Below are 25,203 nucleotides of genomic sequence, written 5' to 3'. Positions count from 1 at the left end.
TCACCGGGCAATCGCGGGTTCGCTGGCATAATGAGAGCAGCGTCACAAGGAGGCTCGCATGGGCCAGCTGCCAGGCATCACCGGTCCCCAGGTCGCCCTCGAGCCTGTGCAGGTGATCGGGCCGGACGGCGCACCGACCGCCGAGAATCGCTACAGCCGTGACCTGCCCGACGAAACGCTGTGCTGGCTCTACGAACTGATGGCGCTCACCCGCGAGCTCGACACTGAACTGGTCAACCTGCAGCGCCAAGGGGAACTGGCGCTCTACGCATCCTGTCGCGGACAAGAGGCGGCTCAGATCGGCGCCACCGCATGCCTGCGCAAGACCGACTGGCTGTTCCCGCAGTATCGCGAGCTGGGAGTGTTCGTCGCCCGGGGTATCCCGGCGTGGAACCTGGCGGCCGCCTGGCGCGGAACATGGAACGGCGGACTGGAATTCACCGCGAAATGCTGTGCGCCGATCTCGGTTCCGATCGGCACCCAGGCGCTGCACGCCGTGGGCGCGGCGATGGGCGCGCAACGCCTCGGCGAGGACTCGGTCACCGTCGCGTTCGTCGGCGACGGTGCCACCAGCGAGGGAGACGTCCATGAGGCGCTGAACTTCGCCGCGGTGTTCGCGGCTCCGTGCGTGTTCTTCGTGCAGAACAACCAGTGGGCGATCTCGGTGCCGCTGCATCGTCAGACCGCTGCTCCGTCGCTGGCGCACAAGGCAATCGGCTACGGGATGCCCGGAATCCGGGTGGACGGCAACGATCCGTTGGCCTGTTATGCGGTGATGGCCGAAGCGGCCGAGCGGGCCCGCACCGGCGGCGGCCCCACCCTGGTCGAGGCCGTCACCTACCGGATCGGTCCGCACACCACCTCCGACGATCCAACGCGTTACCGCAGCAGCGCCGAACACGAGCGCTGGACGGCGCTCGACCCGATCCCGCGTTACCGCAGCTATTTGCGCAACGCCGGCGTATGGACACAGCGGCTCGAGGACCGGGTCGCGGCCCGGGCGCAGCGGCTGCGCACCGAGTTGCGGGACGCGACGGTCGGCGCGGCCGATTTCGACGTCGACGAGGTGTTCACCTCGGTCTTCGCCGACCTCACCCCGGAGCTGCAGCAGCAGCGCCGCGCGCTGCGTGCCGAGCTGGCCAGGGAGCGCTGATGACCCAGATCCTCGAACCGCCCACCCGCTCGCCGGCTACGGCCCCTACCGCCGGGTCGAACCCCGGCGCCGAGCAGCTGACGATGGTGCAGGCGCTCAACCGGGCGCTGCGGGACGCGATGGACGCCGATCCGAAGGTGTTGGTGTTCGGCACCGACGTCGGGGTGCAGGGCGGCGTGTTCCGGGTGACCGAAGGCCTGGCCGAAACCTTCGGCGAGCAACGCTGTTTCGATACTCCGCTGGCCGAGTCCGCGATGATCGGGATCGCCGTCGGACTGGCGGTGCGCGGCTTCGTGCCCGTTCCCGAGATCCAGTTCGACGGATTCAGTTACCCGGCGCTGGATCAAATGGTCAGCCACCTGGCTAAGTACCGGACCCGGACCCGCGGCGAGATACCGATGCCGGTCACCGTGCGAATCCCGTCATTCGGCGGAATCGGTGCGGCCGAACACCATTCGGAGTCCACCGAAACCTACTGGGCTCACACCGCGGGGCTGAAAGTCGTGGTTCCCGCCGACCCGTCGGACGCCTACTGGCTGCTGCGGCATGCCATCTCCGCGCCCGACCCGGTGATCTTCCTGGAGCCGAAGCGGCGGTACTGGGCCCGCGGCACCGTCGACACCGCTCGCCCGCAGCCGGGCATCGGTCGCGCCGCGGTGCGCCGGACCGGTACCGACGTCACCGTGCTGACCTACGGTGGCGGAGTGGCCACCGCGCTGGCGGCGGCCGAAATCGGTGCGCGGCAACACGGGTGGAGCCTGGAAGTGGTCGACCTGCGGTCGCTGGTCCCGCTCGACTTCGACACCGTCGCGGCATCGGTACGGCGCACCGGCCGATGCGTGGTGCTGCACGAGGGCCCGCGCAACCTCGGCTACGGTGCCGAGCTGGCGGCCCGTATTCAGGAGGAACTGTTCTACGAACTGGAGGCGCCGGTGTTGCGCGCCACCGGATTCGACACCCCGTACCCGCCGGCCCGGCTGGAGCGGCTGTGGCTTCCGGGACCCGACCGGCTGCTGGACTGCGTGCAGCGCGTCCTGGAGGCGCCGTGAGCCCAGCACAGATCCAGACGTTCGCGGTTCCCGACCTGGGTGAGGGACTCGAAGAGCTCACGGTGACCCGCTGGGAGGTGGCCGTCGGCGACGAGGTGGAACTCAACCAGACGCTGTGCTCGGTGGAGACGGCCAAAGCCGAAGTGGAGATTCCCAGCCCGTACGCCGGCCGGATCGTCGAACTCGGCGGTGCCGAGGGTGACGTGCTCGCGGTCGGGGCGCCGCTGGTGCGAATCGACACCGGTACGGCGGCTGAGTCTTCGACCCAGCCCGTTGAAGCGGCTCCGCCGGTGCGCACGCCGGTGCTGGTCGGCTACGGCGCCGACGACACCGTCGACACCAGCCGCCGAGCCTGCGCGAGCTCCCCCCGGCCCAAAGCCAAGCCGGGCGCCCGCAAGCTCGCCGCCGAGCTGGGCGTGGACCTGGGCGGCGTGCCACCGGGACCGCGCGGCGTGATCACCACCGACGGCGTGCTGGCCGCGGCGACCGGCGATCGGCCGGCCGACGAGTTGCGCCCGGTGAGTCCGGTGCAGGCTGCGATGGCACAACGAATGGCCATGGCCCGCAGCAGGATCCCGGATGCCCATGCCGCCGTACAGGTGGACTGTGCCAACTTGCTGCAGCTGCGCGACCGTCTCGCCGACGACGCCGACGGCACATCGATCACGCCGTTCACACTGACGCTGCGACTGCTGATCCTCGCCCTGACCCGTCATCCGGTGCTCAATGCGACCTGGGTCGACTCGCCGGGAGGCCCCCAGGTGCGCGCCCACCGCGCCATCCACCTCGGATTCGGGGTGGCCACCCCGCGTGGCCTGCTGGTCCCGGTGGTGTTCGACGCGCACCGCAAGACCACCCGGGAACTCGCCGACTGCGTGACGCGGCTCATCGCCGGCGCTCGTGCCGGTAGCCTTCAACCGGCCGAACTGCAGGGATCGACGTTCACCGTCTCCAACTTCGGCGCCCTCGGCATCGACGACGGGGTGCCGGTGATCAACTACCCCGAGGCGGCGATCCTGGGCATGGGTTCGCTGAAACCGCGGCCGGTGGCCATCGACGACGCCGTCGTGGTCCGCCCGCAGATGACGTTGACCTGTGCGTTCGACCACCGAATCGCCGACGGTGCGCAGGTCGCCGAATTCCTGTGTGCGCTACGCGATCTGATCGAACATCCCGATACCGCGCTGCTGGACCTGTAGCCGATCAGCGACGTCGCGCGGCGGCCAGCCGAGACGCGAACTCCGGTGACTCCACGGTCGCCGCCTGCGGACCCAGCTCGGTGCGCTTGGCGAACTCGTGCTGCTCGCCCTCGACCGCGCCGGGACTCGCCGTGGCGCGCATCGTGGCTTTGGTCGCCAACACCACCTCCCGCGGAGCCGACGCCGGCCCGGCGGCCAACGTGATCGCCGCGTCGACCGGGTCGTCGGCGACGTGCAGGGCCAACCCGTGCTGCACGGCGGCCTGGGCGTCGAAACGCATACCGAACAACAGTGCCGCCCGGGCGACCTGCGGTCCCACCGCCCGATGCAGCATCCAGGTGGCGCCGCCTCCGGGATGCAGACCCAATTGCTGGAACCGGGCGTCGAACACGGCTGCCGGGCCGGCGATCCGCACGTCGGCCGCCAGTGCCAGATTCAGCCCGGCGCCCACGGCGGCGCCGTTGACCGCGGCGACGGTGGGCAGCGTGCACTGTGCGACCGCCATGAAGCCGTCGTAGAGCGCCAGCAGGCCGTCCTCGGTGGCGGCCCCGAGGGCCGACAGGTCAGCGCCGGCGCAGAACGCCCGCCCCGCGCCGGTGACCACCACCGCGTGCACGTTCGGATCGGCTTCGGCCCGCTGCACCGCAGCCCGCAACTGCGCCGACATCACGCCGGTGACCGCGTTGCGGCGGCCGGGATCATTGACGGTGATCAACGCCACCCGCTCAGTGACGCTGAACAAGACGAGATCGGATTGTGTCATCGACGATGACGGTATCCGGTGCGAACCGGTCAGGCGACCCAGGCGATGATCACCGCGGACGCCACCACCAGCGCGATCATGAAGACGGTGTAGAGGATGATCGTACGTTCGTGGCTCATGAGCCTACCTTTCCCGGTTTTACCGGTATCTTCGCCGTTCTCCGGCGGAATGTCACGCGACCAAGCGGCGGAGCGCTTTGCCTGGTCGGATGGCGCCCCCGGCAGGACTCGAACCTGCGACCACAAGATTAGAAGTCATGTGCTCTATCCACCTGAGCTACGGAGGCAATGCAACCCAGTTTATCGGCTGATCGCAGCGGATCGGGGATGGTCGTGCAATGCCGGTCCGGTTCGCACCCGGTGTTCGGCCGGTTGCCACGGTCGATGAGTGCGCTCATTCGGCACGACCACCTGCGGTGTCGTGGGGCGGCGTTTCCAATTCACCCGGCCAGCAGAGTATTTCGTTTTGCCCACCGAAGGCCTGATCTGGACAATCGACACCCGTCGCCATAGCCAAACGATTAGCGTTGAATGGTGCTCGTGAACAGTGGGAATCAGGAGGGGCACGTGGTGGTCGTAGCGTCGGTACGCCGGGCAGGTCCGGGCGGTGAACCGGTGTCGGGAGCGCCCCGTGGGTGACCTCGTCGATGCCGCGGGCCTGCCCACCGAACTCGGGGCCGTCGACTATCTGTTGCACCGCGGCGAGGCCAACCCGCGCACCCGTTCAGGAATCATGGGCTTGGAGCTGCTCGACACCACCCCGGACTGGAATCGTTTCCGGGGCCTGTTCGAGAACGTTTCCCGGCGGGTGCTGCGGTTGCGCCAGAAGGTGGTGGTGCCGACGCTGCCTACCGCGGCGCCGCGCTGGGTGGTGGACCCCGACTTCAACCTCGATTTTCACGTGCGCCGGCTGCGGGTGCCCGAACCCGGTGGGCTGCGCGAAGTGCTCGACCTGGCCGAGGTGAGCCTGCAATCGCCGCTGGACATTCAGCGGCCGCTGTGGTCGGCCACCCTGGTGGAGGGGCTGGACGGCGGGCGGGCCGCCACGTTGCTGCACCTGAGTCACGCCGTCACCGACGGCGTCGGCGGCGCTGCGATGTTCGGACAGATCTACGACCTGGAACGCGATCCGCCCGCCCGCGCGATGCCGCCGCAACCGGTACCGCAGGACCTGTCGGCCAACGACCTGATGCGTGACGGCATCAACCAGCTGCCCGCGACGGTGCTCGGCGGTACCCGCGACGTGCTGTTCGGTGCGCTGTCGATGGCGACCCGCACGGTGCGTGACCCGTTGTCGGCGGTGGCCGGCGCCATCGGCTACGCCCGGTCGAGTGCGCGGGTGATGAGTCAGGCGGCAGAACCCTCACCGCTGCTGCGGCGGCGCAGCCTCACCAGCCGCACCCAGGCGATCGACATCCGGCTGTCGGATCTGCACCGCGCCGCCAAGGCGGGCGGCGGGTCGATCAACGATGCCTACCTGGCCGCGCTCTCCGGTGCGCTGGGACGCTACCACCGGGCACTGGGTGTCCCGATCGCCACGTTGCCCATGGCCATTCCGGTGAACCTGCGCGCCGAGGCCGATCCTGCCGGCGGCAATCGGTTCACCGGGGTGAATCTGGCCGCTCCGATCGGGGTCGCCGACCCGGTGGAGCGGATGAAGCGGATCCGGTCCCAGATGACGCGACGGCGTGAAGAGCCCGCAATGGACGTGATCGGCTCCGTCGCGCCGCTGTTGAGTGTTATCCCGACGCCGGTCCTGGAGAAGATGACCGAGTCCGTCGTCGGTGCCGATGTACAGGCCAGCAATGTGGCGTTCTATCCCGGTGACACCTACATCGCCGGAGCGAAAGTGCTGCGGCACTATGGAATCGGCCCGCTTCCCGGCGTGGCGATGATGGTGGTGCTGATCTCGCGTGGCGGTGAGTGCACCATCACGGTCCGCTACGACCGCGCGGCGGTGCGCGACGAGAAGCTGTTCGGCGCATGCCTGGTCCAGGGGTTCGACGAGGTGTTGGCGCTTGCCGGTGAGCCTGCGCCGCGCTGCGTGGCAGCGTCGTTTGATCCGGGTGCCGAATCATGACCGACGCCCAGACACCGCAGCCACCCCGTGACATGCGGCTGCCCGGCTCGGTGGCCGAGATCGCCGCCAGCGCGCCCGGTCCCAAGATCGGCGCCTTCTTCGATCTCGACGGCACCCTGGTGGCCGGGTTTACCGCTGTCATCCTCACCCGGGAACGAGTCCGCAGCCGTGACATGGGGATCGGGGAGCTGTTCGGCATGATCCAGGCCGGGCTCAACCACCAACTCGGCCGCATCGAATTCGAGCAACTCATCACCAAAGCCTCGTCGGCATTGCGGGGCCGCTCGATCAGTGATCTCGACGAGATCGGTGAGCGGTTGTTCGTGCAGAAGATCGCCGGTCGGATCTACCCGGAGATGCGCGAAGTGGTGCGCGCCCATCAGGCCCGCGGGCACACCGTGGTGTTGAGTTCCTCCGCGCTGACCATCCAGGTCGAACCGGTCGCCCGCTTCCTCGGTATCACCAACACGCTCACCAATGCCTTCGTCACCGACGAGAACGGTGTGCTCACCGGGGATGTGGCCGAACCGATCCTCTGGGGGCCGGGAAAAGCCGCCGCGGTGCAGAAGTTCGCCGCCGAACACGACATCGATCTGCAGGACAGTTACTTCTACGCCGACGGCGACGAGGACGTCGCGTTGATGCATCTGGTCGGAAACCCCAGGCCGACCAACCCCGAAGGCAAGATGGCCTCGGTCGCGCACAAGCGGGGCTGGCCGATCTTGCGGTTCAGCAGCCGCGGCAGTGGCGTCGTCGGTCAACTGCGCAATCTTGCCGCGTTGGGATCGATGGTGCCGGTGGGCGCCGGCGCGATCGGGCTGGGCCTGTTGAGCGGCAGCCGGCGCCGCGGCGTCAACTTTTTCACGGCCTTCTTCCCGAATCTGCTGCTGAGCCTTAACGGCGTGCGGCTCAACGTGATCGGCAAGGAGAACCTCACCGCGAACCGGCCGGCCGTGTTCATCTTCAATCACCGCAACCAGGTCGATCCCGTCATCACCGCGTCGCTGGTGCGCGACAACTGGGTCAGCGTCGGCAAACGCGAGCTCGAGCGTGACCCGATCGCCGGCCCGCTGGGAAAGCTGACCGAGATGGTGTTCATCGACCGGGACGACGCGGCGTCCGCGGTGGAATCACTACACGAGGTCGAGGAACGCGCCAAGCGGGGACTGTCGGTGGTGATCGCCCCCGAGGGCACCCGCGTCGACACCACCGGGGTAGGGCCGTTCAAAAAGGGGCCGTTCCGTATCGCGATGGCGGCGGGGATTCCGATCGTGCCGATCGTGATCCGCAACGCCGAGGTGGTCGCCGCCCGAGACTCGATGACCGCCAACCCCGGCACCGTCGATGTCGCGGTGTTCCCGGCGATCTCGGTCGAGGACTGGACAGTCGACAACCTGGCCGACCGGATCGCGGAGATCCGGCAGCTCTATCTGGACACGCTGGCCGACTGGCCGGTCGACGAGTTGCCGCAGTGGTCGCCCAAGCCGGCCAAGAAGGCCGCGGCCGAGAAGGCCGCCGCCAAGAACGCGCCGGCCAAGAAGACGCCGGCCAAGAAGGCGCCGGCCAAGAAGGCTGCCGCCAAGAAGACGGCGGCGCCGAAGGCGAAGAAGACCGCCGGCCCGAAAGAGGTGCAGTGACGACATCACCGGCCACCGACCCCGCTGACCACTCCGGGTCCATCATGACCGGCGACACGCTGGTGCTGGCGTTCGTGTCATCGGAGGTGGAGGCGGGCCTGGTCCGGGATTGGTTGGATCGGTATCGGCAGGCGAATCCCGAAGTACACGCCGAGCTGTTTCCGCTCGAACCGGACAGACCGCCATCGACGATGGCTCGGCTGGTGGGACAGCTCGAACGCGACGAACAGCGCTCGATCCTGCCGGTGCGGGTGTTCTGGATGCCGCGTGCCGGAGCGTCAGCGCTGTCCCGGGTGGCCGCGCTGCTGCCCGGCCGCAACCCATACCGGCCCGGTGAGCGTCAGCAACGCCAGATCGTGCGCACCGACTCGACGCTGGCCCGGGTGGTCGCCGGCGAGCCGGCCAGCGTCGCCCACCTGCGTGAGCAGTGGAGCGAGAACACCGTCGGCGACAACCCGCGCGACTTCGCGCACTTCGTCACCCGGCGGGCGGTGCTGGCGCTGGAACGTGCCGAGTACCGGATCCTGGGACCACAGTACAAGTCACCTCGGCTGGTGAAGCCGGAGATCTTGGCGTCCACCCGATTTCGCGAGGGACTCAAGGCAATTCCCGGCGCCACGCTCGAAGAGGCGGGCAAAATGCTCGACGAGCTGTCCACCGGGTGGAGTCGCGTCTCCGTCGACCTGGTCGGTGTGCTGACCCGGATGCTCAGCCGCGGGTTCGACCCCGAGATCGACTACGACGAGTATCAGGTGGCCGCGCTGCGCACCGCGCTGGAAAGTCACCCCGCGGTGCTGCTGTTCTCCCACCGCTCCTACATCGACGGCGCGGTCATGCCGGTCGCGATGGCCGAGAACCGGCTGCCGCCGGTCCACGTATTCGCCGGAATCAACCTGTCTTTCGGATTGATGGGACCGCTACTGCGCCGGTCCGGGGTGATCTTCATCCGGCGCAGCATCGGCAACAACCCGCTCTACAAGTACGTGCTCAAGGAGTACGTCGGCTACGTGATGGAGAAACGGTTCAACCTGAGCTGGTCCATCGAGGGAACCCGGTCGCGCACCGGCAAGATGCTGCCGCCCAAGCTCGGGTTGATGACCTACGTCGCCGACGCCTACCTGGATGACCGCACCGAGGATGTTCTGCTGCAAGGTGTTTCGATCAGCTTCGACCAGTTGCACGAGACTGACGAATATGCCGCCTACGCCCGCGGCGGGGAGAAGACCCCGGAGGGGGCTCGCTGGCTCTACCGGTTCATCAAGGCGCAGGGCGAACGCAACTACGGCAAGATCTACGTGCGTTTCCCCGAGGCGGTGTCGATGCGCCAGTACCTCGGTGCCCCCGACGGCCCCGCGGCGACCGACCCGGATGCCAAGCGGCTGGCCATGCAGAAGATGGCCATCGAGGTGGCCTGGCGCATTCAGCGCGTCACCCCGATCAGTGCCACCGGCCTGGTGTCGGCGCTGCTGTTGACCACTCACGGGCTGGCGTTGACGCTGGACCAGATCCACCATTCGCTGCAAGACGGCCTGGACTTCCTGGAACGCAAGCAGACCCCGATCTCCACCAGTGCGCTGCGGCTGCGCAGCCGCGACGGGGTGCGCGCGGCGGTCGACGCGATGTCCAACGGGCATCCGGTGACTCGCGTCGACGGGGGCCGCGAGTCGGTGTGGCGGATCGCCCCCGAGGACGAGCACGCCGCCTCGTTCTACCGCAACTCGGTCATCCACGCCTTCCTGGAGACCTCGATCGTCGAGCTGGCACTGGCCCACGCCCGTCGCGGCGGAGGTGACCGGCTCGACGCGTTCTGGACGCAGGCGATGCGGTTGCGGGACTTGCTGAAGTTCGATTTCTACTTCGCCGACTCGGCCACGTTCCGCGACAACATCGCCGAGGAGATGTCCTGGTTCTCCGACTGGGAGTCGCGGGTCGCCGCCGGTGGCGCCGAGGTCGACGGGATTCTGTCGGAGAAGACCCCGGTGACCTCCGATGTCATGCTGCGGGTTTTCTTCGAGGCCTACGAGATCGTCGCCGACGTGCTCTGCGATGCGCCGCCCGACATCGGCGAGCAGGAACTGACCCAGTCGGCCCTGGGAGTCGGCCGGCAGTATGTGGCGCAGGGGCGGGTCCGCAGCAGTGAGTCGGTGTCCACCTTGCTGTTCGCCACGGCATGCCAAGTCGTCGCCGACCAGAAGCTGTTGGAGAACACCCCGGACCTGGCCGAGCGCCGCCGGGCGTTCCGGGCCGAATTGCGCAGCATCCTGAAGGACTCCGACCACATCGCCCGGATCGCCCGGCAGGCATTCGCCGCCAGAGACACCGAGATGCGCCGGCATCGGCGCGGAGTGGCCGGCCAATAGCGCCGCGGCGCCTCGCTACGCGGAGTTTCGGGAGCGCACCATACGCTGGGACCATGACCTCTGCTGCGGCCCGCGCCCGCTCGGCCAAGTTCGTGCCGGTGCTGGCCGGGGTGGCGATCCTGGCCGGCGGTACCGCCGCCGCGATCGCCGCGCTGTCCTTGGCCGATGCCCTGACCGTGACCGGCCTGCCCGATCCGGGTCCGGTGACCACCCTGGGCCTGCCGTTCGTGCGGGCGGTCGGCGAGATCGCCGCGGTCTTGGCGGTCGGCTCGTTTCTGCTCGCCGCGTTCCTGGTGCCGCCACAATCCAGCGGTGTGCTCGACGTCGCCGGCTACCGCGCCCTGCGGCTGGGCGCCGTGGCGTCGGGGATCTGGGCGGTGTGCGCGGCGCTGCTGGTCCCGCTGACCATCTCCGATGTCTCCGGACACCCGCTGTCGGAGTTCCTGAATCCGGCCACCACCTGGTCGCTGACCGGGATGATCAACACCGCGTCCGCGTGGCGATGGACGGCAGCCCTCGCCGCGGCGGTGACCTTGGTCAGCCTGTCGGTGCTGCGCTGGTCCTGGACGCCGGTGCTGCTGGCGGGTTCGCTGTTCACCCTCGTCCCGCTGGGTCTGACCGGGCACTCGGCGGCCGGCGGCTCCCACGACCTGGCCACCAACAGCCTGCTGATCCACCTGGTCGCCGCTGGGTTGTGGGCCGGCGGCCTGTTCGCGCTGTTGGTACACGCGCTGCGCGGCGGTGAACACGCCGGTCTGGCGGCTCGGCGGTTCTCCGCGGTGGCGCTGTGGTGCTTTGTGGCCATGGGATTGTCCGGGGTGCTCAATGCCCTGGTGCGCGTCGCCCCGTCGGATTTACTGACCAGCGAGTACGGCCGACTGGTGCTGGCCAAATTCGTCGCGCTGTGCCTGCTCGGTGTGCTGGGCTGGCAGCAGCGGCGCAGTGGGGTCGCGGCGCTGCAGACGGACCCACCGTCGAGCGCTGCGCTGATCCGGCTGGCCCTGGTCGAGGCCGGCATCCTCGCGGCGACCTTCGGGATCGCGGTCGGACTGGGGCGCACCCCACCGCCGCCACCGCCGGTACTGAATCCGTCGGTGCCGATGGTGAAGATCGGCTACGACTTCGCCGGCCCGCCCACCGTGGCGCGGATCCTGTTCGACTGGCGGTTCGACGTGATCTTCGGCACCGCCGCGGTGGTGCTGGCGGCCGTCTACCTGGCCGGGGTGCTGCGCCTGCGACGCCGCGGCGACGCCTGGCCGGCGGGCCGCACCACGGCTTGGCTGCTGGGCTGTGCGACGCTGCTCGTCGCCACCTCGTCGGGAACCGGGCGCTACATGCCGGCGATGTTCAGCATGCACATGGTCGTGCACATGCTGTTGTCGATGCTGGTGCCGATCCTGCTGGTGCTGGGCGGGCCGACCACGTTGGCGCTGCGGGCGTTGCCGGCTGCCGGGCGCGGCGAACCGCCCGGGATGCGGGAATGGTTGTTGGCGGCACTGCACAGCCGGGTCTCGCGATTCCTCACCAACCCGATCATCGCGGCGGTGATCTTCGTCGCCGGCTTCTACGGGCTGTACTTTTCCACCATCTTCGACTCGATCGTCGGCAGCCACGCGGGGCACGTCGCGATGAACGTGCACTTCATGCTCAGCGGCTACCTCTTCTACTGGGTCGTGATCGGGGTGGATCCCACACCGCGGCCGATTTCACCGCTGGCCAGACTGGCGGTGGTGTTCGCTTCGCTGCCGATGCACGGCTTCTTCGGGGTGCTGCTGATGGGCATGCACAAGGTGTTGGGTGAGTGGTTCTACGCCAGCCTGGGGTTACCCTGGCACACCGACCTGGCCGGAGATCAGCACCTGGGTGGGGGAATCACTTGGGCTGCAGGTGAATTGCCGCTGGTGATGGTGATGATCGCGCTCTTGGTGCAGTGGCATCGCAGTGATAGCCGGACCGCGAAACGGACGGACCGGTCCGCCGACCGGGACGACGACGCCGAGCTGGCCGCCTACAACGCGATGCTGGCCGAGGTGGCTCGCCGCGACGCCCTCGGGCGGCACTGACGCTATTCGCGCAATCCGGTCCGGGCGATGGCGTCGGCTTCCTGCTCGGTTGCCACCGACGGGCCCGAGCCCGGCAGTACCTTCCCGGCCGTCTCGGGCGTGAACCACAGCGTGATCGCGCCCACGACGCCCGCGGCCATCAGGATGAAGGCCGGCAACATCACGTTGCCGGTTCCCGAGACCAGCGTCTCGGCGACCAGCGGAGTGGTACCACCGAACAACGAGACCGAGATGTTGAATCCGATGGCCACCGCGAAAAAGCGCACCTGGGTGGGGAACAACGCGGGCAGCGTCGACGGTGTGGTGCTGTTGAAGCACACCAGCATCAGCCCGATGAGCAACACACCGAGCAGCCGCGTCGGATAGTTTCCGCCGTGGCGGATCAGCAGGAACGCCGGCACGGAGCCGAAGATCAGTAGGCTGCTGCCGGTCCACAGCAGCGGCTTGCGGCCGATGCGGTCGGACAATCTGGCCAGTGGCATCACGACGATCAACATCATCACCAAGGCCACCACGATCATCGTCAGCCCGCGGCTGCCGCTGATACCGCCGACCTGTTTGAAGTACGTCGGCAGGTATCCGGTGAGCATGTAGTTGGTGACGTTCTCCGCCAGCACCAGGCCCATGCAGATCAGCAGTCCTCGGCGCTGTCCCACGACGGTCTGCCGGAACTGCTGCCACCCGGTTTCGCCGGCCGCCGAGTTGTCCTCACCGGCCTGCCCCAGCTCTTCAAAGGCCGGTGATTCATCGATGCGCAGCCGCATGTACAGCGTGACGATGGCCAGCGGCACCCCCAGCAGGAAGGGGACTCGCCAGCCCCAGTGCAGCATGTCGGACACCGGCAGCTGGGATTGGATCAGCGTGACCACGCCGGCACCGGTGATGTAGCCGCCCAGGGTGCCCAACGGCAGATATCCGGTCAGCGCACCGCGGCTGCGGTCCGGGGCGTGTTCGCTGACATAAGTCATCGCGCCGACGTACTCGCCGCCGGTGGAGAAGCCCTGCATCAGCTTGGTGATGATCAGCAGGATCGGAGCCCAGATCCCGATCGCCTCGTAGGACGGCAGCAGTCCCGTGATCGTGGTGCCGATCGCCATCAGCGAGACGGTCATGATCAGGACCTTCTTGCGGCCGATGCGGTCACCGAGTGCGCCGAAGAATATCCCGCCGAACGGCCGCACCGCGAAAGCCGCCGCCAAGGTGCCGAATGTGGCGATCAGGCCTACCGCGCTGGAGCTGTCGCCGGGGTAGAAGACCTGCGCGAGTGTGGTGGCGAGGAAGCCGTAGATGCCGAAGTCGTACCACTCCATGAAGTTGCCGACAGCAGTGCCGGCAATCGAGCGTTGCATGGCTTTCGGGTCCGAGACCCGGATTTCGTCGCGTGCCCATGTGCTGCGGTCGGTGTGTGCACCGCTGCCGGACTGGCCTTTGGTATCCACCGCAAGCAAGGTATACCAACGGTTTCATCGCCGCACGGTGCCCCCTGCCGGGTCCGCCGGTTCGCGGGCACCTAGCATGGCGGGCATGCGCAGGCTTCCCGCCGTACTGACTGTTGCGAGTGCCGCCGCTGCCCTGGTCGCCGGTTGCTCGTCCACCCCTCCAACCGCGCCGTCGGTTTCGTCGTCTGCTGTCACCTCGACAGTCCCGTCGACCACCGCGCCGACCTCCGCGCCGACGACCTCGTCGGCCCCCGAACCGTCGGCTGCGGAATCGCCCACGGAATCGGCCACGTCCTCGAAGCCGTCGCCCACGTCCTCGAAAAAGGCCAGCGAGCCACTGCCGACCGCCGCGGCGATTCTCAAGGAGTCCAGCGTCACCACCGCAGCAGTCGACAGCGCGCACCTGAGTCTGTCGGCGAGCAGCAGTATCGAGAACATGGCGATCACCGCGCTCGACGGCGACGTGACCCGGCAGCCCGCCGAGGCGGCGAAGGGCTACGCCAAGATCAGGTACCGGGGGGCTCCGGCTTACGTGGAGTTCGTGGTGTTCGGGGGCGACCTCTACGTGTCGCAAGATGATGGCCGGTGGATCGACTACGGGCCTGCCGCGAACTTCTACGACGTGGCGTCGATCCTGAGCCCGGATACCGGACTCGCCGAGATGCTGACCGAGTTCATCGACCCGGAGGTCGAGGGCCGCGAGACGATCGATCTCGGCACTGACGAAGTGCACACCGTGCGGATCAGCGGCCAGGTGTCGGCCCGCGCGGCGAAGAAGATCGTGCCGCAGTTGCAGGCCACCAAACGGACGTCGTGCACGGTCTGGATCCAGGAGACCGGTGATCATCACCTGGTTGCGCTCAAGCTGGCGTCCGGTGCCGATGAGTCCGTTGTGATCACCTTCTCGAATTGGAATGCGCCGGTGAACGTCGGCAAGCCGCGGGTGTAGCACCGCTGTCGGGCTTATCCCCAGTTCGTATCCCTTCCACAGCCGGCCGTGACAGCCACGGTCGGCCCGCCCTGGTTGTCGGGTGCTGCGGGCTCAATGGGTGCAGCACCCGGCGGGCTGATCACGTCCGCCGCAACCAGGAAGGAAAACCTGCCATGTACGAAACACCTCTGACCATCATCGGCAACGTCGTGACCGACCCGATCCGCCGACGGGTGGGGGAGCACGAGCTGATCAAGTTCCGGGTGGCCAGCAACTCGCGCAAACGCACCGCCGACGGCAACTGGGAGCCCGGAAACTCGCTGTTCATGACGGTCACCTGCTGGGACCGGCTGGTCACCGGGGTGGGTGCCTCGCTGAGCAAGGGATTGCCGGTGATCGTGGTCGGAGACGTCTTCACCAGCGAATACGACGACAAGGACGGCAACCGCCGCTCATCGGTGGAGCTGCGCGCGACCGCGGTCGGCCCGAATCTGGCGCGATGCGCGGCCCGCGTGGAGAAGATCATCGCCGCCGGGCCCGACAATCCGCCGGCTGCCGCCGCACCCGAGGAAGCCGGGGGTCCCGACGCCGGCGCCGACGAAGCCGACGCCGACGATGGGATGGCGCTGACCGCCTGACCAGCGCCCGACGGCCGCGCTGGCTCGACCCCCTAGGATGGGCCGCGAGCAAATTCGCGAGACCAGGAGGCGACACCGCGGTATGGCTGAGTTCATCTACACGATGAGGAAGGTCCGCAAGGCGCACGGCGACAAGGTCATCCTCGACGACGTCACGTTGAGTTTCCTGCCGGGCGCCAAGATCGGTGTGGTCGGCCCGAACGGGGCCGGCAAGTCGAGCGTCTTGCGGATCATGGCGGGTCTGGACACCCCCAACAATGGCGACGCGTTCCTGTCTCCGGGAGCCAGCGTCGGCATCCTCCAACAGGAGCCGCCGCTGAACGAGGAGAAGACGGTCCGCGGCAACGTCGAGGAGGGCCTCGGCGACATCAAGGTCAAGCTGGACCGGTTCAACGAAGTCGCCGAACTGATGGCCACCGACTACTCCGACGAACTGATGGAGGAGATGGGCCGGCTGCAGGAGGAACTCGACCACGCCAACGCGTGGGACATCGACTCTCAGCTCGAGCAGGCCATGGACGCGCTGCGCTGCCCGCCGCCCGACGAGCCGGTGACCAACCTCTCCGGTGGTGAGCGGCGCCGCGTCGCGCTGTGCAAGCTGTTGCTGTCCAAGCCCGATCTGCTGCTGCTCGACGAGCCCACCAACCACCTCGACGCCGAGAGTGTGCAGTGGCTGGAATCGCACCTGGCCAGCTACCCGGGCGCGATCCTGGCGGTGACCCACGACCGCTACTTCCTCGACAACGTGGCGGAATGGATTCTCGAGCTCGACCGCGGCCGGGCCTACCCCTACGAGGGCAACTACTCGACCTATCTGGAGAAGAAGGCCGAGCGCATCGCGGTGGCCGGCCGCAAGGACGCCAAGCTGCAGAAGCGGCTGCAAGAGGAGCTGGCCTGGGTGCGGTCGGGCGCCAAGGCCCGCCAGGCCAAGAACAAGGCCCGCCTGCAGCGCTACGAGGAGATGGTGGCCGAGGCCGAGAAGACCCGCAAACTCGACTTCGAGGAGATCCAGATCCCGACCGGGCCGCGGCTGGGCAGCCAGGTGGTGGAGGTCGAACACCTCGACAAGGGGTTCGGCGGCCGGATGTTGATCAAGGACCTGTCGTTCACGCTGCCCCGCAACGGCATCGTCGGCGTGATCGGCCCCAACGGTGTCGGCAAAACCACGCTGTTCAAGACCATCGTCGGCCTCGAGGAACCCGACAGCGGCACGGTCAAGGTCGGCGAGACCGTCAAGCTGAGCTACGTCGACCAATCCCGGGCGGGCATCGACCCGAAGAAGACGGTCTGGGAGGTGGTCTCCGATGGGCTCGACCACATCCAGGTCGGGCAGAACGAGATCCCGTCGCGCGCCTACGTGTCGGCGTTCGGCTTCAAAGGCCCCGACCAGCAGAAGCCGGCCGGGGTGCTCTCCGGCGGCGAACGCAACCGGCTGAACCTGGCGCTGACCCTCAAAGAGGGCGGCAACCTGATCCTGCTCGACGAGCCGACCAACGACCTGGACGTCGAAACCCTGGGTTCGCTGGAGAATGCGCTGGTGAACTTCCCGGGCTGTGCGGTGGTGATCTCCCACGACCGTTGGTTCCTCGACCGCACCTGCACCCACATCCTGGCCTGGGAAGGCGATGCGGATGATGAGGCCAAGTGGTTCTGGTTCGAAGGCAACTTCGGCGCCTACGAGGAGAACAAGATCGAACGCCTCGGAGCCGAGGCGGCGCGTCCGCATCGAGTGACCCACCGCAGACTCACCCGCGACTAGTGTGAGGCCGGTAGCGGCGCTGCCGGAGCTGACACGTGCTCAGGAGGGGTGGGGATGACGGAATCCACCGAGCGGCGGACAGCCGCATGGACGACGTTTCCCGATCCCGCTCAGCCACACGACATCCCCGACTGGGTCGTGGGCGCCTATGTCGCCACCTACCGGGGCCCACACAGCGATGCGCTGACCGGCGACGACCGGTCCGGTGAGGATTCGGCCGGCCGGGCAGCGGCTGTCGTGACACCGTCGTTGCTGGCGGCCCACGCCCGGCTGGCGCAACACCGGCCTGCCGGTGAAACCCGGGTCGGCGTCTACGCCGCCGACGACGCGGCCGGTTTCGGCCCGGCCCTGCAAGCGGTCACCGGGCATGCCGGCATGTTGGTGGATTCCGTAGCGGTGCTGCTTCACCGGCTGGGGGTGGCCTACACCGGCATCATGACGCCGGTGTTCACCGTGGGCCGCGACGCCGACGGTGAACTGCGCTGGGTCGCACCGAAACCCTCGGACGGCGACAAGTCGGCAGACGGTTCGGCCGGCGAGACCTGGATTCATGTTCAGCTCTCACCGTCGGTCAGCCGCGAAGCGCTGGCCGAGGCCGAACAGCTGCTGCCCCACGTGATGGCCGACGTCCGCCAGGTCGCCGCGGACTCGCAGGCGATGCACGATGCGCTCTACACCCTGGCCGGGGACGTCGAAACCAACGCGCAGGGGCACTACACCGCGCCGGACCGCGACGATGTCGCCGCGCTGCTGCGCTGGCTGGCCGACGGGCACTTCGTGCTGCTCGGCTACCAACGCGGCGTCGTCCGTGACGGGCAGGTGCTGGTGGACGACGCCGACCGGCTGGGCGTGCTGCAGACGCGGAAGTCGGTGCGGCCCATGCTCACCGGTGATGATCTGCTGACCCTGGCACAGGCCACCGTGCCCAGCTACATGCGTTTCGGCTCACACACCTACGTGGTGGTGATCCGGGAGAACACCGGTGCGGACATCGTCGCGCACCGTTTCGTCGGGCTGTTCACCGCCGGCGCCATGAACGCTGATGTCTTCAAGATCCCGGTCATCTCCCGGACCGTGCGCCACGCACTGGCGCTCTCGGAGAGCGAGCCGGGTCACCCGGGCCAGTTGCTGCTCGACATCATCCAAACCGTCCCGCGCTCAGAGCTTTTCGCGATCAGCTCCGAGCAGCTGCTGAATATGGCGATGGCCGTTGCCAATCTGGGCTCGCGGCGCGGCGCGTTGCTGTTCCTGCGGGGCGACCGGACCGGGCGCTTCGTGTCGTGCCTGGTGTACCTGCCGCGTGACCGCTATACCACCCCGGTTCGGCTGCAGATGGAGGAGATCCTGGCCGCCGAGTTCGGTGGCGTCGGCGTGGAGTACAGCGCCCGGGTTAGCGAAGCCCCCTGGGCGCTGATCCATTTCATGGTCCGGCTGCCCGATGACCCGAAGGCGCGCACCGTCGACACCTCCGAGGCCAACCGAGTACGGATCCAGGCGCGGTTGACCGAGGCCAGCCGCACCTGGGCGGACCGGATGGTCGGCGCGGCGGGCGGAACCCCGGTGGAGCAGCAGGCGCAGCACTACGCGGCGGCGTTCACCGAGACTTACAAGCAGGCCGTGACACCGGCCGAAGCCGTCGCGGACATCGCGATCATCGAGGCGGTGGCCGACGGCTCGGTCCGATTGGTGGTCTCCGATTACGGCACGGGCGACGCGGTCCCGTTGACGTGGTTCCTCGGCGGGCGTGGTGCCTCGTTGAGTCAGCTGCTGCCGATGCTGCAGTCCATGGGTGTGGTGGTGCTCGAGGAGCGGCCGTTCACCGTCACCCGCACCGACGGTCTGACCGTGTGGATCTACAAGTTCAAGCTGTCGCCGCACCCCAGCATTGAGATTCCGGCAACCGGCGCCGAACGCGACGCCGCCCAGCGACGCTTCGCCGACGGGGTCACCGCGATCTGGGAGGGCCGTGTCGAGGTCGACCGGTTCAACGAGTTGGTGCTACGGGCCGGCCTGGCCTGGCAGCAGGTGGTGGTGCTGCGCGGCTACGCCAAATACCTGCGCCAGGCGCGTTTTCCCTATAGCGAGAGCCACATCGCCTCGGTGCTCAATGAGCGCCCCGGCACCGCGCGGGCGTTGGTGGCGTTGTTCGAGGCGTTGTTCGACCCGTCCCGATCGTCTCGCAGCCGCGATGCGCAGGCGGCGGCCGCCGAGGTGGCAGCCGATATCGACGCCGTGGTCAGCCTGGACACCGACCGGGTGCTGCGCGCGTTCGCTTCGCTGATCCAGGCCACCTTGCGCACCAACTACTTCGTGACACGCGCCGACTCGGCTCGCGCCCAAAATGTCTTGGCGCTCAAACTGGACGCCCAATTGATCGACGAATTGCCGCTACCGCGGCCCAAATTCGAGATCTTTGTCTACTCTCCCCGCGTCGAAGGGGTGCACCTGCGATTCGGGTTCGTCTCTCGCGGTGGGCTGCGCTGGTCGGACCGCCGTGAGGACTATCGCACCGAGATCCTCGGACTGGTCAAGGCCCAAGAGGTCAAGAACGCCGTCATCGTCCCGGTCGGCGCCAAGGGCGGATTCGTGGTCAAACGCCCCCCGATGCCCACCGGCGACCCCGGCGCCGACCGTGATGCCACCCGCCAGGAGGGCATTGCCTGCTACAGGCTGCTGATCTCGGGCATGCTCGACGTCACCGACAACGTCGACCACGTCACCCACGCCGTCAGCGCGCCCCCGGAGGTGGTGCGTCGCGACGGCGACGACGCTTACCTGGTGGTCGCCGCCGACAAGGGCACCGCCAGTTTCTCCGACATCGCCAACGAGGTCGCGCAGTCCTACGGCTACTGGCTCGGCGATGCGTTCGCCTCCGGTGGATCGGTCGGCTACGACCACAAGGAAATGGGCATCACCGCCAAGGGCGCCTGGGAATCGGTCAAGCGGCACTTCCGCGAGATGGGGGTCGACACCCAGACCCAGGACTTCACCGTCGTCGGCATCGGGGACATGAGCGGCGACGTGTTCGGCAACGGAATGCTGCGCAGCGAACACATCCGGTTGCTGGCCGCGTTCGACCACCGGCACATCTTCTTGGACCCGGACCCGGATGCGGCCCGGTCCTTCGCCGAGCGGCAGCGGCTGTTCGACTTGCCCCGATCCAGTTGGGACGACTACGACAAGGCGCTGATCAGTGCCGGCGGCGGCGTCTATCCGCGCGAGCTGAAATCGGTGCCGATCAGCCCGCAGGTGCGAGCGGTGCTGGGCCTGGACGAGGGAGTCACCGAACTGAACCCGCCCGCGCTGATCCGGGCGATCTTGTGCGCGCCGGTGGACCTGTTGTTCAACGGCGGCATCGGAACCTACATCAAGGCCGAGGCCGAATCCGACAGCGACGTCGGCGATCGCGCCAACGATCTGGTCCGCGTGAACGGAAACCAGGTGCGCGCCAAGGTGATCGGCGAAGGCGGGAACCTCGGTGTCACACCGCTGGGCCGCGTCGAGTTCGACCTGGCCGGCGGCCGGATCAACACCGACGCGCTGGACAACTCGGCCGGTGTCGACTGCTCCGACCACGAGGTCAACATCAAGATTCTGATCGACTCGCTGGTCACGCTCGGCAAGCTCGACCCCGTCGACAGGCCGCAGCTGCTGGCGTCGATGACCGAGGAAGTCAGTGCGCTGGTGCTGGCCGACAACACCGCACAGAACGACCTGATGGGCACCAGCCGGGCCAATGCGGCCAGCCTGCTGCCGGTGCATGCCGACCAGATCCGGCATCTGGTGGCCGACCGCGGTCTGAACCGCGAGCTGGAGGCGCTGCCGTCGGAGAAGGAGATCGCCCGGCGCTCCGAAGCCGGGCTGGGCCTGGCGTCACCGGAGCTGGCCACGCTGATGGCGCACGTCAAGTTGACCCTCAAGGCGGCGGTGCTGGCAACCGACATGCCGGACCAGGACGTGTTCGCGGCGCGGTTGCCGCAGTACTTCCCGCTCGTGCTGCAGCAGCGGTTCGCACCCGAGATCCGCTCGCATCAGCTGCGCCGCGAGATCGTGACCACCATGCTGATCAACGACGTGGTGGACACCGCCGGCATCACTTACGCCTTCCGGATCACCGAGGACGTGGGTGTCGAGCTGACCGACGCGGTACGTGCCTACGTGGCGACCGACGCGATCTTCGGGGTGGGCGAGCTGTGGCGCCGGATCCGGGCGGCCGGCGAGCAGGACGGACTTCCGGTGGCGGTCTGCGACCGGATGACGCTGGATCTGCGTCGGCTCATCGACCGCGCCGGGCGCTGGCTGCTCAACTACCGTCCGCAACCGCTGGCGGTGGGGGCCGAGATCAACCGGTTCGCCGAGCAGGTCGGGCAGTTGACGCCGCGGATGTCGGAATGGCTGCGCGGCGCCGACGCCGCCATCGTCGCCAAGCACACCGGTGAGTTCCGTGATCTGGGCGTGCCCGAGGATCTTGCCGCCCTCGTCGCCATGGGTCTGTACCGCTACAGCCTGCTCGACGTCATCGATGTCGCCGACATCACCGAGCGCGACCCCGCCGAGGTCGCCGACACCTACTTCGCGCTGATGGACCGGCTCGGCACCGACGGACTGCTGACCGCGGTGGCGCAGTTACCGCGGACTGACCGCTGGCATGCCTTGGCGCGGTTGGCGATCCGTGACGACATCTACAATTCGGTGCGGTCGCTGTGCTTGGACGTGCTGGCGGTCGGCGAACCGGACGAGGACGGGATGCAGAAAATCACCGAATGGGAATCGACCAACGGGTCACGGGTGGAACGGGCGCGGCGCACGTTGACCCAGATCGACCAATCCGACCAGCGGGATCTGGCCGCATTGTCGGTGGCCGCGCGGCAGCTCCGCAGCATGACCCGGGCCAGCGGCCGGGGATCGGCGTCATGACCGGTTCAACGGCCGCCACCGGGTTCGTCGCAGCGGTTCCGGTGCGCTGGTCGGACATCGACATGTACCAGCACGTCAACCACGCGACCATGGTCACCATCCTCGAAGAGGCGCGGGTGCCGTTCCTGTCACCGGCCTTCGCGGTCGACATCACCAGCGTGGGCCTGCTGATCGCCGAGGTGAAGGTCACCTACAAAGGACAGCTGCGGCTGACGGACTCGCCGCTGCAGGTGACGATGTGGATCTCGCGGCTGCGGACCGTCGACTTCACCATCGGCTACGAGGTGCGCTCGGTGAGTGCCGCACCGGATTCGAAACCGGCGGTGGTCGCCGAAAGCCAGTTGGCCGCTTTCAGCATCGACGAGCAGAAGCTGGTGCGGCTCTCGCCGCAGCACCGCGAGTACCTGCAGCGCTGGACGCGCTGAGCCGGCCAGGTCTGCTGGTGGCTGCCGGTGAGCTATCCGGCCGTCAGACCAGCCACGCGGCGGCGTCGGGCGGCAACATGCCGTCGCCGAGTGGTGCGCTGGCCAGGATCAGCCGGCCCTCGGGCAGCACCACCGGACGCTCACCGGCGTTGAGCACGCACACCAGGCCGCCGCGCCGAAACGCCAGAGTTCCCGGCGGTGAATCCAGCCAGTTCACGTCCCGTCCGCTGAATTCGGCTCGGCTGCCGCGCAACTCGATTGCCTGGCGGTAGAGCTGCAGCGTCGAGTCGCCATCGGCGAGCTGCTTCTCGACGGTCAACGGCGCCCAGTCCGGCGGCATCGGCAGCCAGGTGTCGGGATTGTCGGAGAACCCGAACGCCGGCTCGGTACCCGACCACGGCATCGGCACCCGGCAGCCGTCGCGGCCGCGCTTGGTGTGCCCGGAGCGCTCCCACACCGGATCCTGCAACGCTGAATCGGGTAGCTCGACATTGGGCAGACCCAATTCCTGGCCGTTGTAGACGAATACCGCCCCCGGCAGCGCGAGCAGCACCAACGCCATTGCCCGCGCCCGGGCCAGCCCGACGATGCCGCCACCGTAGCGGGTCAGCGATCGCTCGACGTCGTGGTTCTCCAGCGCCCACGTCGCGATTCCGTTCACCGCGGCGACCGCGGCCAGCGAATTGTCGATCGCGTCGCGGACCGCGGCGGCGTCGAAGTCGGCCTGGAGCAACCGGAAGTTGAAGGCCAGGTGCAGTTCATCGGGCCGGACGTACTCGGCGAACAGGGCGTTGTCGTGCACCCAGACTTCGCCGACGGAGACCGCGCCGGGGTAGTCGTCGAAGACCGCGCGAATCGCACGGTGGATCCGATGAACGCCCGGCTGGTTGAACCGCGGATCGTCGTCGCGGTGCGCCAGTAGTTTCGCGTCGGTGACCGGCATGTCGGGCAGTCCCTGCGGTTTGGCCATGCCGTGCGAGACGTCGATCCGGAAGCCGTCGACACCGCGGTCCATCCAGAACCGCAGCGTCCGCTCGAAATCCGCCATGACCTCCGGGTTGTCCCAGTTCAGATCGGGCTGCGTCGGGTCGAACAGGTGCAGATACCACTGGCCGGGGCCATCGGGTCCGGTGACCCGGGTCCAGGCCGGACCGCCGAACACCGACACCCAGTTGTTGGGCGGCAGCTTGCCGCCGGGCCCGCGCCCGTCGCGGAAGACGTAGCGCTCCCGTTCGGGGCTGCCCGGCCCGGACGCCAGGGCCGCGACGAACCACGGATGCGCCGAACTGGTGTGGTTGGGCACCAGGTCCATGGTCAGCTTGATCCCGCGTTCGTGCGCGGCCGCCACCAACCGGTCCAGCGCCGCCAGATCGCCGAACAGCGGATCGATATCGCGGGGATCCGCCACGTCGTAGCCGTGGTCGGCCATGGGCGACACCGTCACCGGGTTGAGCCAGATCGCGTCGATCCCCAGCCGGTGCAGATAGTCCAGGCGGGCGATCACCCCGGGCAGATCGCCGACACCGTCACCGTTGCTGTCGGCGAACGAGCGCGGATAGGCCTGGTAGAACACACTGTCGGCCCACCATGCGTGGTCGTCGGGGCTGCTGCTGTCGCCCATCAGAGCGGTGCGTTGACCAGGAAATCGGCCGCCGAGTGCAGGTAGTCCAGCAGCTCGGCGCGGCGTGCGTCATCGAGGGTGTCGCCGTCGATCTCGTTGATCGCCGTGACCATGCAGCGCAGCCAGGCGTCGCGCTGCAGCGGGCCGATGCGGTAGGGGATGTGGCGCATCCGCAGCCGCGGGTGGCCGCGGCGTTCGGAGTAGGTGCGCGGGCCGCCCCAGTACTGCTCGAGGAACATCCGTAGTCGCTCCTCGGCGCCGTCCATGTCGTCGGCGGGGTACATCGGGCGCAGGATCGCGTCCTGGGCGACCAGTTGATAAAACCGCGACACGATGGCGTGGAAGGTTTCCGCCCCGCCGACGGCGTCATAAAACGAAGGCTCTTCTATCGGCTGCATCGCCACCATTGTGGGCTATCGCCGGTTCCTGCCAATGAACACACAGCAAATAGGCGTGCGACCAGCGTGGAATCATGGTGAACTGTTCCGCGGAGGATTTATGGTGCAGCACGAAAACGACTCCCGAAGGCCGATATGAAGCGTCGGGGCCACCGCAGACCCGGTGCCCCGGTGGCGAGCCTGACCGGGCTTGCCACCACCCCCTGCCTGCACTCGGTCTCCGCTTCGGGGACCGGCAACGACTCCGCCTCGATCTGGACCCGGCGGCGGGTGCTGCTGCTGAACTCCACCTTCGAGCCGTTGACGGCGCTTCCACTGCGGCGTGCCATCGTCATGCTGATCTGCGGCAAGGCCGACGTGGTGCACGACGACCCGGCCGGCCCGGTCATCCATTCGGCGACCCGGTCGGTGGTGGTGCCCTCGGTGATCCGGCTGCGGTCCTATGTCCGGGTGCCCTACCGCGCCCGGATCCCGTTGACCCGCGCCGCGCTGATGCACCGGGACCGGCACAGCTGCGCCTACTGCGGCGGCAAGGCCGACACCGTCGACCACGTGGTGCCCCGCAGCCGGGGCGGCGACCACTCCTGGGAGAACTGCGTGGCCGCCTGCTCGGCCTGCAACCACCGCAAGGCCGACCGGTTGCTGGCCGAACTCGGCTGGACGTTGCGGCTGGTGCCGACGTCGCCGAAGGGCCAGCACTGGCGGCTGCTGGCCGTGATCCACGACCTCGATCCGGTGTGGATGCGCTACCTAGGCGAAGGCGCTGCCTGAA

18 protein-coding genes and 1 tRNA gene are annotated in these 25,203 nt (G+C 68.1%); 13 read left to right on the top strand and 6 right to left on the bottom strand.

Translation table 11 applies throughout. The annotated features are described in order from the left end of the window. The first annotated feature begins 58 nt into the window (after positions 1-58). Genes pdhA through BST10_RS03410 form a run of 3 tightly spaced genes read left to right on the top strand, consistent with a single transcriptional unit; the run spans position 59 to position 3,401 of the window. A complete protein-coding gene (pdhA, locus tag BST10_RS03420) occupies positions 59-1,153 on the top strand; it encodes a pyruvate dehydrogenase (acetyl-transferring) E1 component subunit alpha (protein ID WP_083036368.1) in 1,095 nt (364 codons plus the stop codon). Continuing rightward, positions 1,153-2,202, top strand: a complete 1,050-nt coding sequence (locus BST10_RS03415) for an alpha-ketoacid dehydrogenase subunit beta (protein WP_013828355.1) — start codon at positions 1,153-1,155, stop codon at positions 2,200-2,202. The genes pdhA and BST10_RS03415 overlap by 1 nt, the downstream gene beginning before the upstream one ends. After that, positions 2,199-3,401 (top strand): dihydrolipoamide acetyltransferase family protein, encoded by a 1,203-nt coding sequence (locus BST10_RS03410; RefSeq protein ID WP_083036367.1) that lies wholly within the window; start codon positions 2,199-2,201, stop codon positions 3,399-3,401. The genes BST10_RS03415 and BST10_RS03410 overlap by 4 nt, the downstream gene beginning before the upstream one ends. Positions 3,402-3,405: 4 nt before the next feature. On the opposite strand, the gene BST10_RS03405 is transcribed toward BST10_RS03410, so the two are convergent. Both BST10_RS03405 and BST10_RS03400 read right to left on the bottom strand, forming a co-directional pair. Continuing rightward, the gene (locus tag BST10_RS03405; protein WP_083036366.1) at positions 3,406-4,164 is read right to left on the bottom strand and encodes an enoyl-CoA hydratase; all 759 of its coding nucleotides are present in this window, start codon (positions 4,162-4,164) and stop codon (positions 3,406-3,408) included. Positions 4,165-4,373: 209 nt separating this feature from the next. Then, a tRNA-Arg gene (locus BST10_RS03400) sits at positions 4,374-4,450 on the bottom strand. A 344-nt stretch (positions 4,451-4,794) separates the two neighbouring features. Between BST10_RS03400 and BST10_RS03395 the strand changes: the two genes are divergently transcribed. The 4 genes from BST10_RS03395 to BST10_RS03380 are packed head-to-tail and all read left to right on the top strand — an operon-like array spanning position 4,795 to position 12,303. Continuing rightward, positions 4,795-6,243 (top strand): wax ester/triacylglycerol synthase family O-acyltransferase, encoded by a 1,449-nt coding sequence (locus BST10_RS03395; protein ID WP_013828359.1) that lies wholly within the window; start codon positions 4,795-4,797, stop codon positions 6,241-6,243. Continuing rightward, positions 6,240-7,880: an HAD-IB family hydrolase/lysophospholipid acyltransferase family protein gene (locus tag BST10_RS03390; RefSeq protein ID WP_013828360.1), complete on the top strand. Its 1,641-nt coding sequence runs from the start codon at positions 6,240-6,242 to the stop codon at positions 7,878-7,880. The genes BST10_RS03395 and BST10_RS03390 overlap by 4 nt, the downstream gene beginning before the upstream one ends. Next, a complete protein-coding gene (locus tag BST10_RS03385) occupies positions 7,877-10,240 on the top strand; it encodes a glycerol-3-phosphate 1-O-acyltransferase (RefSeq protein WP_083036365.1) in 2,364 nt (787 codons plus the stop codon). The genes BST10_RS03390 and BST10_RS03385 overlap by 4 nt, the downstream gene beginning before the upstream one ends. Before the next feature lie 53 nt (positions 10,241-10,293). Then, positions 10,294-12,303, top strand: coding sequence for a bifunctional copper resistance protein CopD/cytochrome c oxidase assembly protein (locus BST10_RS03380; RefSeq protein ID WP_083036364.1), 2,010 nt, complete (start codon positions 10,294-10,296; stop codon positions 12,301-12,303). Positions 12,304-12,305: 2 nt separating this feature from the next. On the opposite strand, the gene BST10_RS03375 is transcribed toward BST10_RS03380, so the two are convergent. Both BST10_RS03375 and BST10_RS23685 read right to left on the bottom strand, forming a co-directional pair. After that, a complete protein-coding gene (locus tag BST10_RS03375) occupies positions 12,306-13,652 on the bottom strand; it encodes an MFS transporter (protein ID WP_083036398.1) in 1,347 nt (448 codons plus the stop codon). 114 nt (positions 13,653-13,766) lie between these two features. Next, on the bottom strand, positions 13,767-14,189 hold the full coding sequence (locus BST10_RS23685) for a hypothetical protein (protein WP_232062729.1): 423 nt from the start codon (positions 14,187-14,189) through the stop codon (positions 13,767-13,769). Between BST10_RS23685 and BST10_RS03370 the strand changes: the two genes are divergently transcribed. The 5 genes from BST10_RS03370 (at position 14,080) to BST10_RS03350 (ending at position 22,412) form a co-directional block, all read left to right on the top strand. After that, complete coding sequence (locus BST10_RS03370; protein WP_232062640.1) at positions 14,080-14,691, top strand: LppX_LprAFG lipoprotein; 612 nt, start codon at positions 14,080-14,082, stop codon at positions 14,689-14,691. The genes BST10_RS23685 and BST10_RS03370 overlap by 110 nt on opposite strands. A 155-nt stretch (positions 14,692-14,846) precedes the next feature. Next, positions 14,847-15,311, top strand: a complete 465-nt coding sequence (locus tag BST10_RS03365; protein WP_013828366.1) for a single-stranded DNA-binding protein — start codon at positions 14,847-14,849, stop codon at positions 15,309-15,311. An 82-nt stretch (positions 15,312-15,393) separates the two neighbouring features. Next, positions 15,394-17,070: an energy-dependent translational throttle protein EttA gene (gene ettA / locus BST10_RS03360; RefSeq protein ID WP_013828367.1), complete on the top strand. Its 1,677-nt coding sequence runs from the start codon at positions 15,394-15,396 to the stop codon at positions 17,068-17,070. Positions 17,071-17,124: 54 nt separating this feature from the next. Continuing rightward, on the top strand, positions 17,125-21,987 hold the full coding sequence (locus tag BST10_RS03355; protein WP_083036363.1) for an NAD-glutamate dehydrogenase: 4,863 nt from the start codon (positions 17,125-17,127) through the stop codon (positions 21,985-21,987). After that, entirely contained in the window at positions 21,984-22,412 is a 429-nt protein-coding gene (locus BST10_RS03350; protein WP_013828369.1) for an acyl-CoA thioesterase, read from the top strand. The genes BST10_RS03355 and BST10_RS03350 overlap by 4 nt, the downstream gene beginning before the upstream one ends. Positions 22,413-22,455: 43 nt before the next feature. Here the strand turns inward: BST10_RS03350 and BST10_RS03345 are convergent, their stop codons facing one another. Both BST10_RS03345 and BST10_RS03340 read right to left on the bottom strand, forming a co-directional pair. Continuing rightward, positions 22,456-24,033: a glycoside hydrolase family 13 protein gene (locus tag BST10_RS03345; RefSeq protein ID WP_083036362.1), complete on the bottom strand. Its 1,578-nt coding sequence runs from the start codon at positions 24,031-24,033 to the stop codon at positions 22,456-22,458. After that, positions 24,033-24,440, bottom strand: coding sequence for a globin (locus tag BST10_RS03340; RefSeq protein ID WP_083036361.1), 408 nt, complete (start codon positions 24,438-24,440; stop codon positions 24,033-24,035). Before BST10_RS03340 ends, BST10_RS03345 begins: the two co-directional genes overlap by 1 nt. A 126-nt stretch (positions 24,441-24,566) precedes the next feature. On the opposite strand from BST10_RS03340, the gene BST10_RS03335 reads away from it, so the two are divergent. After that, positions 24,567-25,202, top strand: coding sequence for an HNH endonuclease (locus tag BST10_RS03335; RefSeq protein ID WP_013828372.1), 636 nt, complete (start codon positions 24,567-24,569; stop codon positions 25,200-25,202). The last annotated feature ends 1 nt before the right edge of the window (position 25,203 follow it).

Origin of the sequence: Mycolicibacter algericus DSM 45454 (assembly GCF_002086455.1) — a bacterium.
In the GTDB taxonomy this organism is placed as follows: Bacteria; Actinomycetota; Actinomycetes; order Mycobacteriales; family Mycobacteriaceae; genus Mycobacterium; species Mycobacterium algericum.
This window is presented reverse-complemented; position numbering and strand designations above follow the sequence as displayed.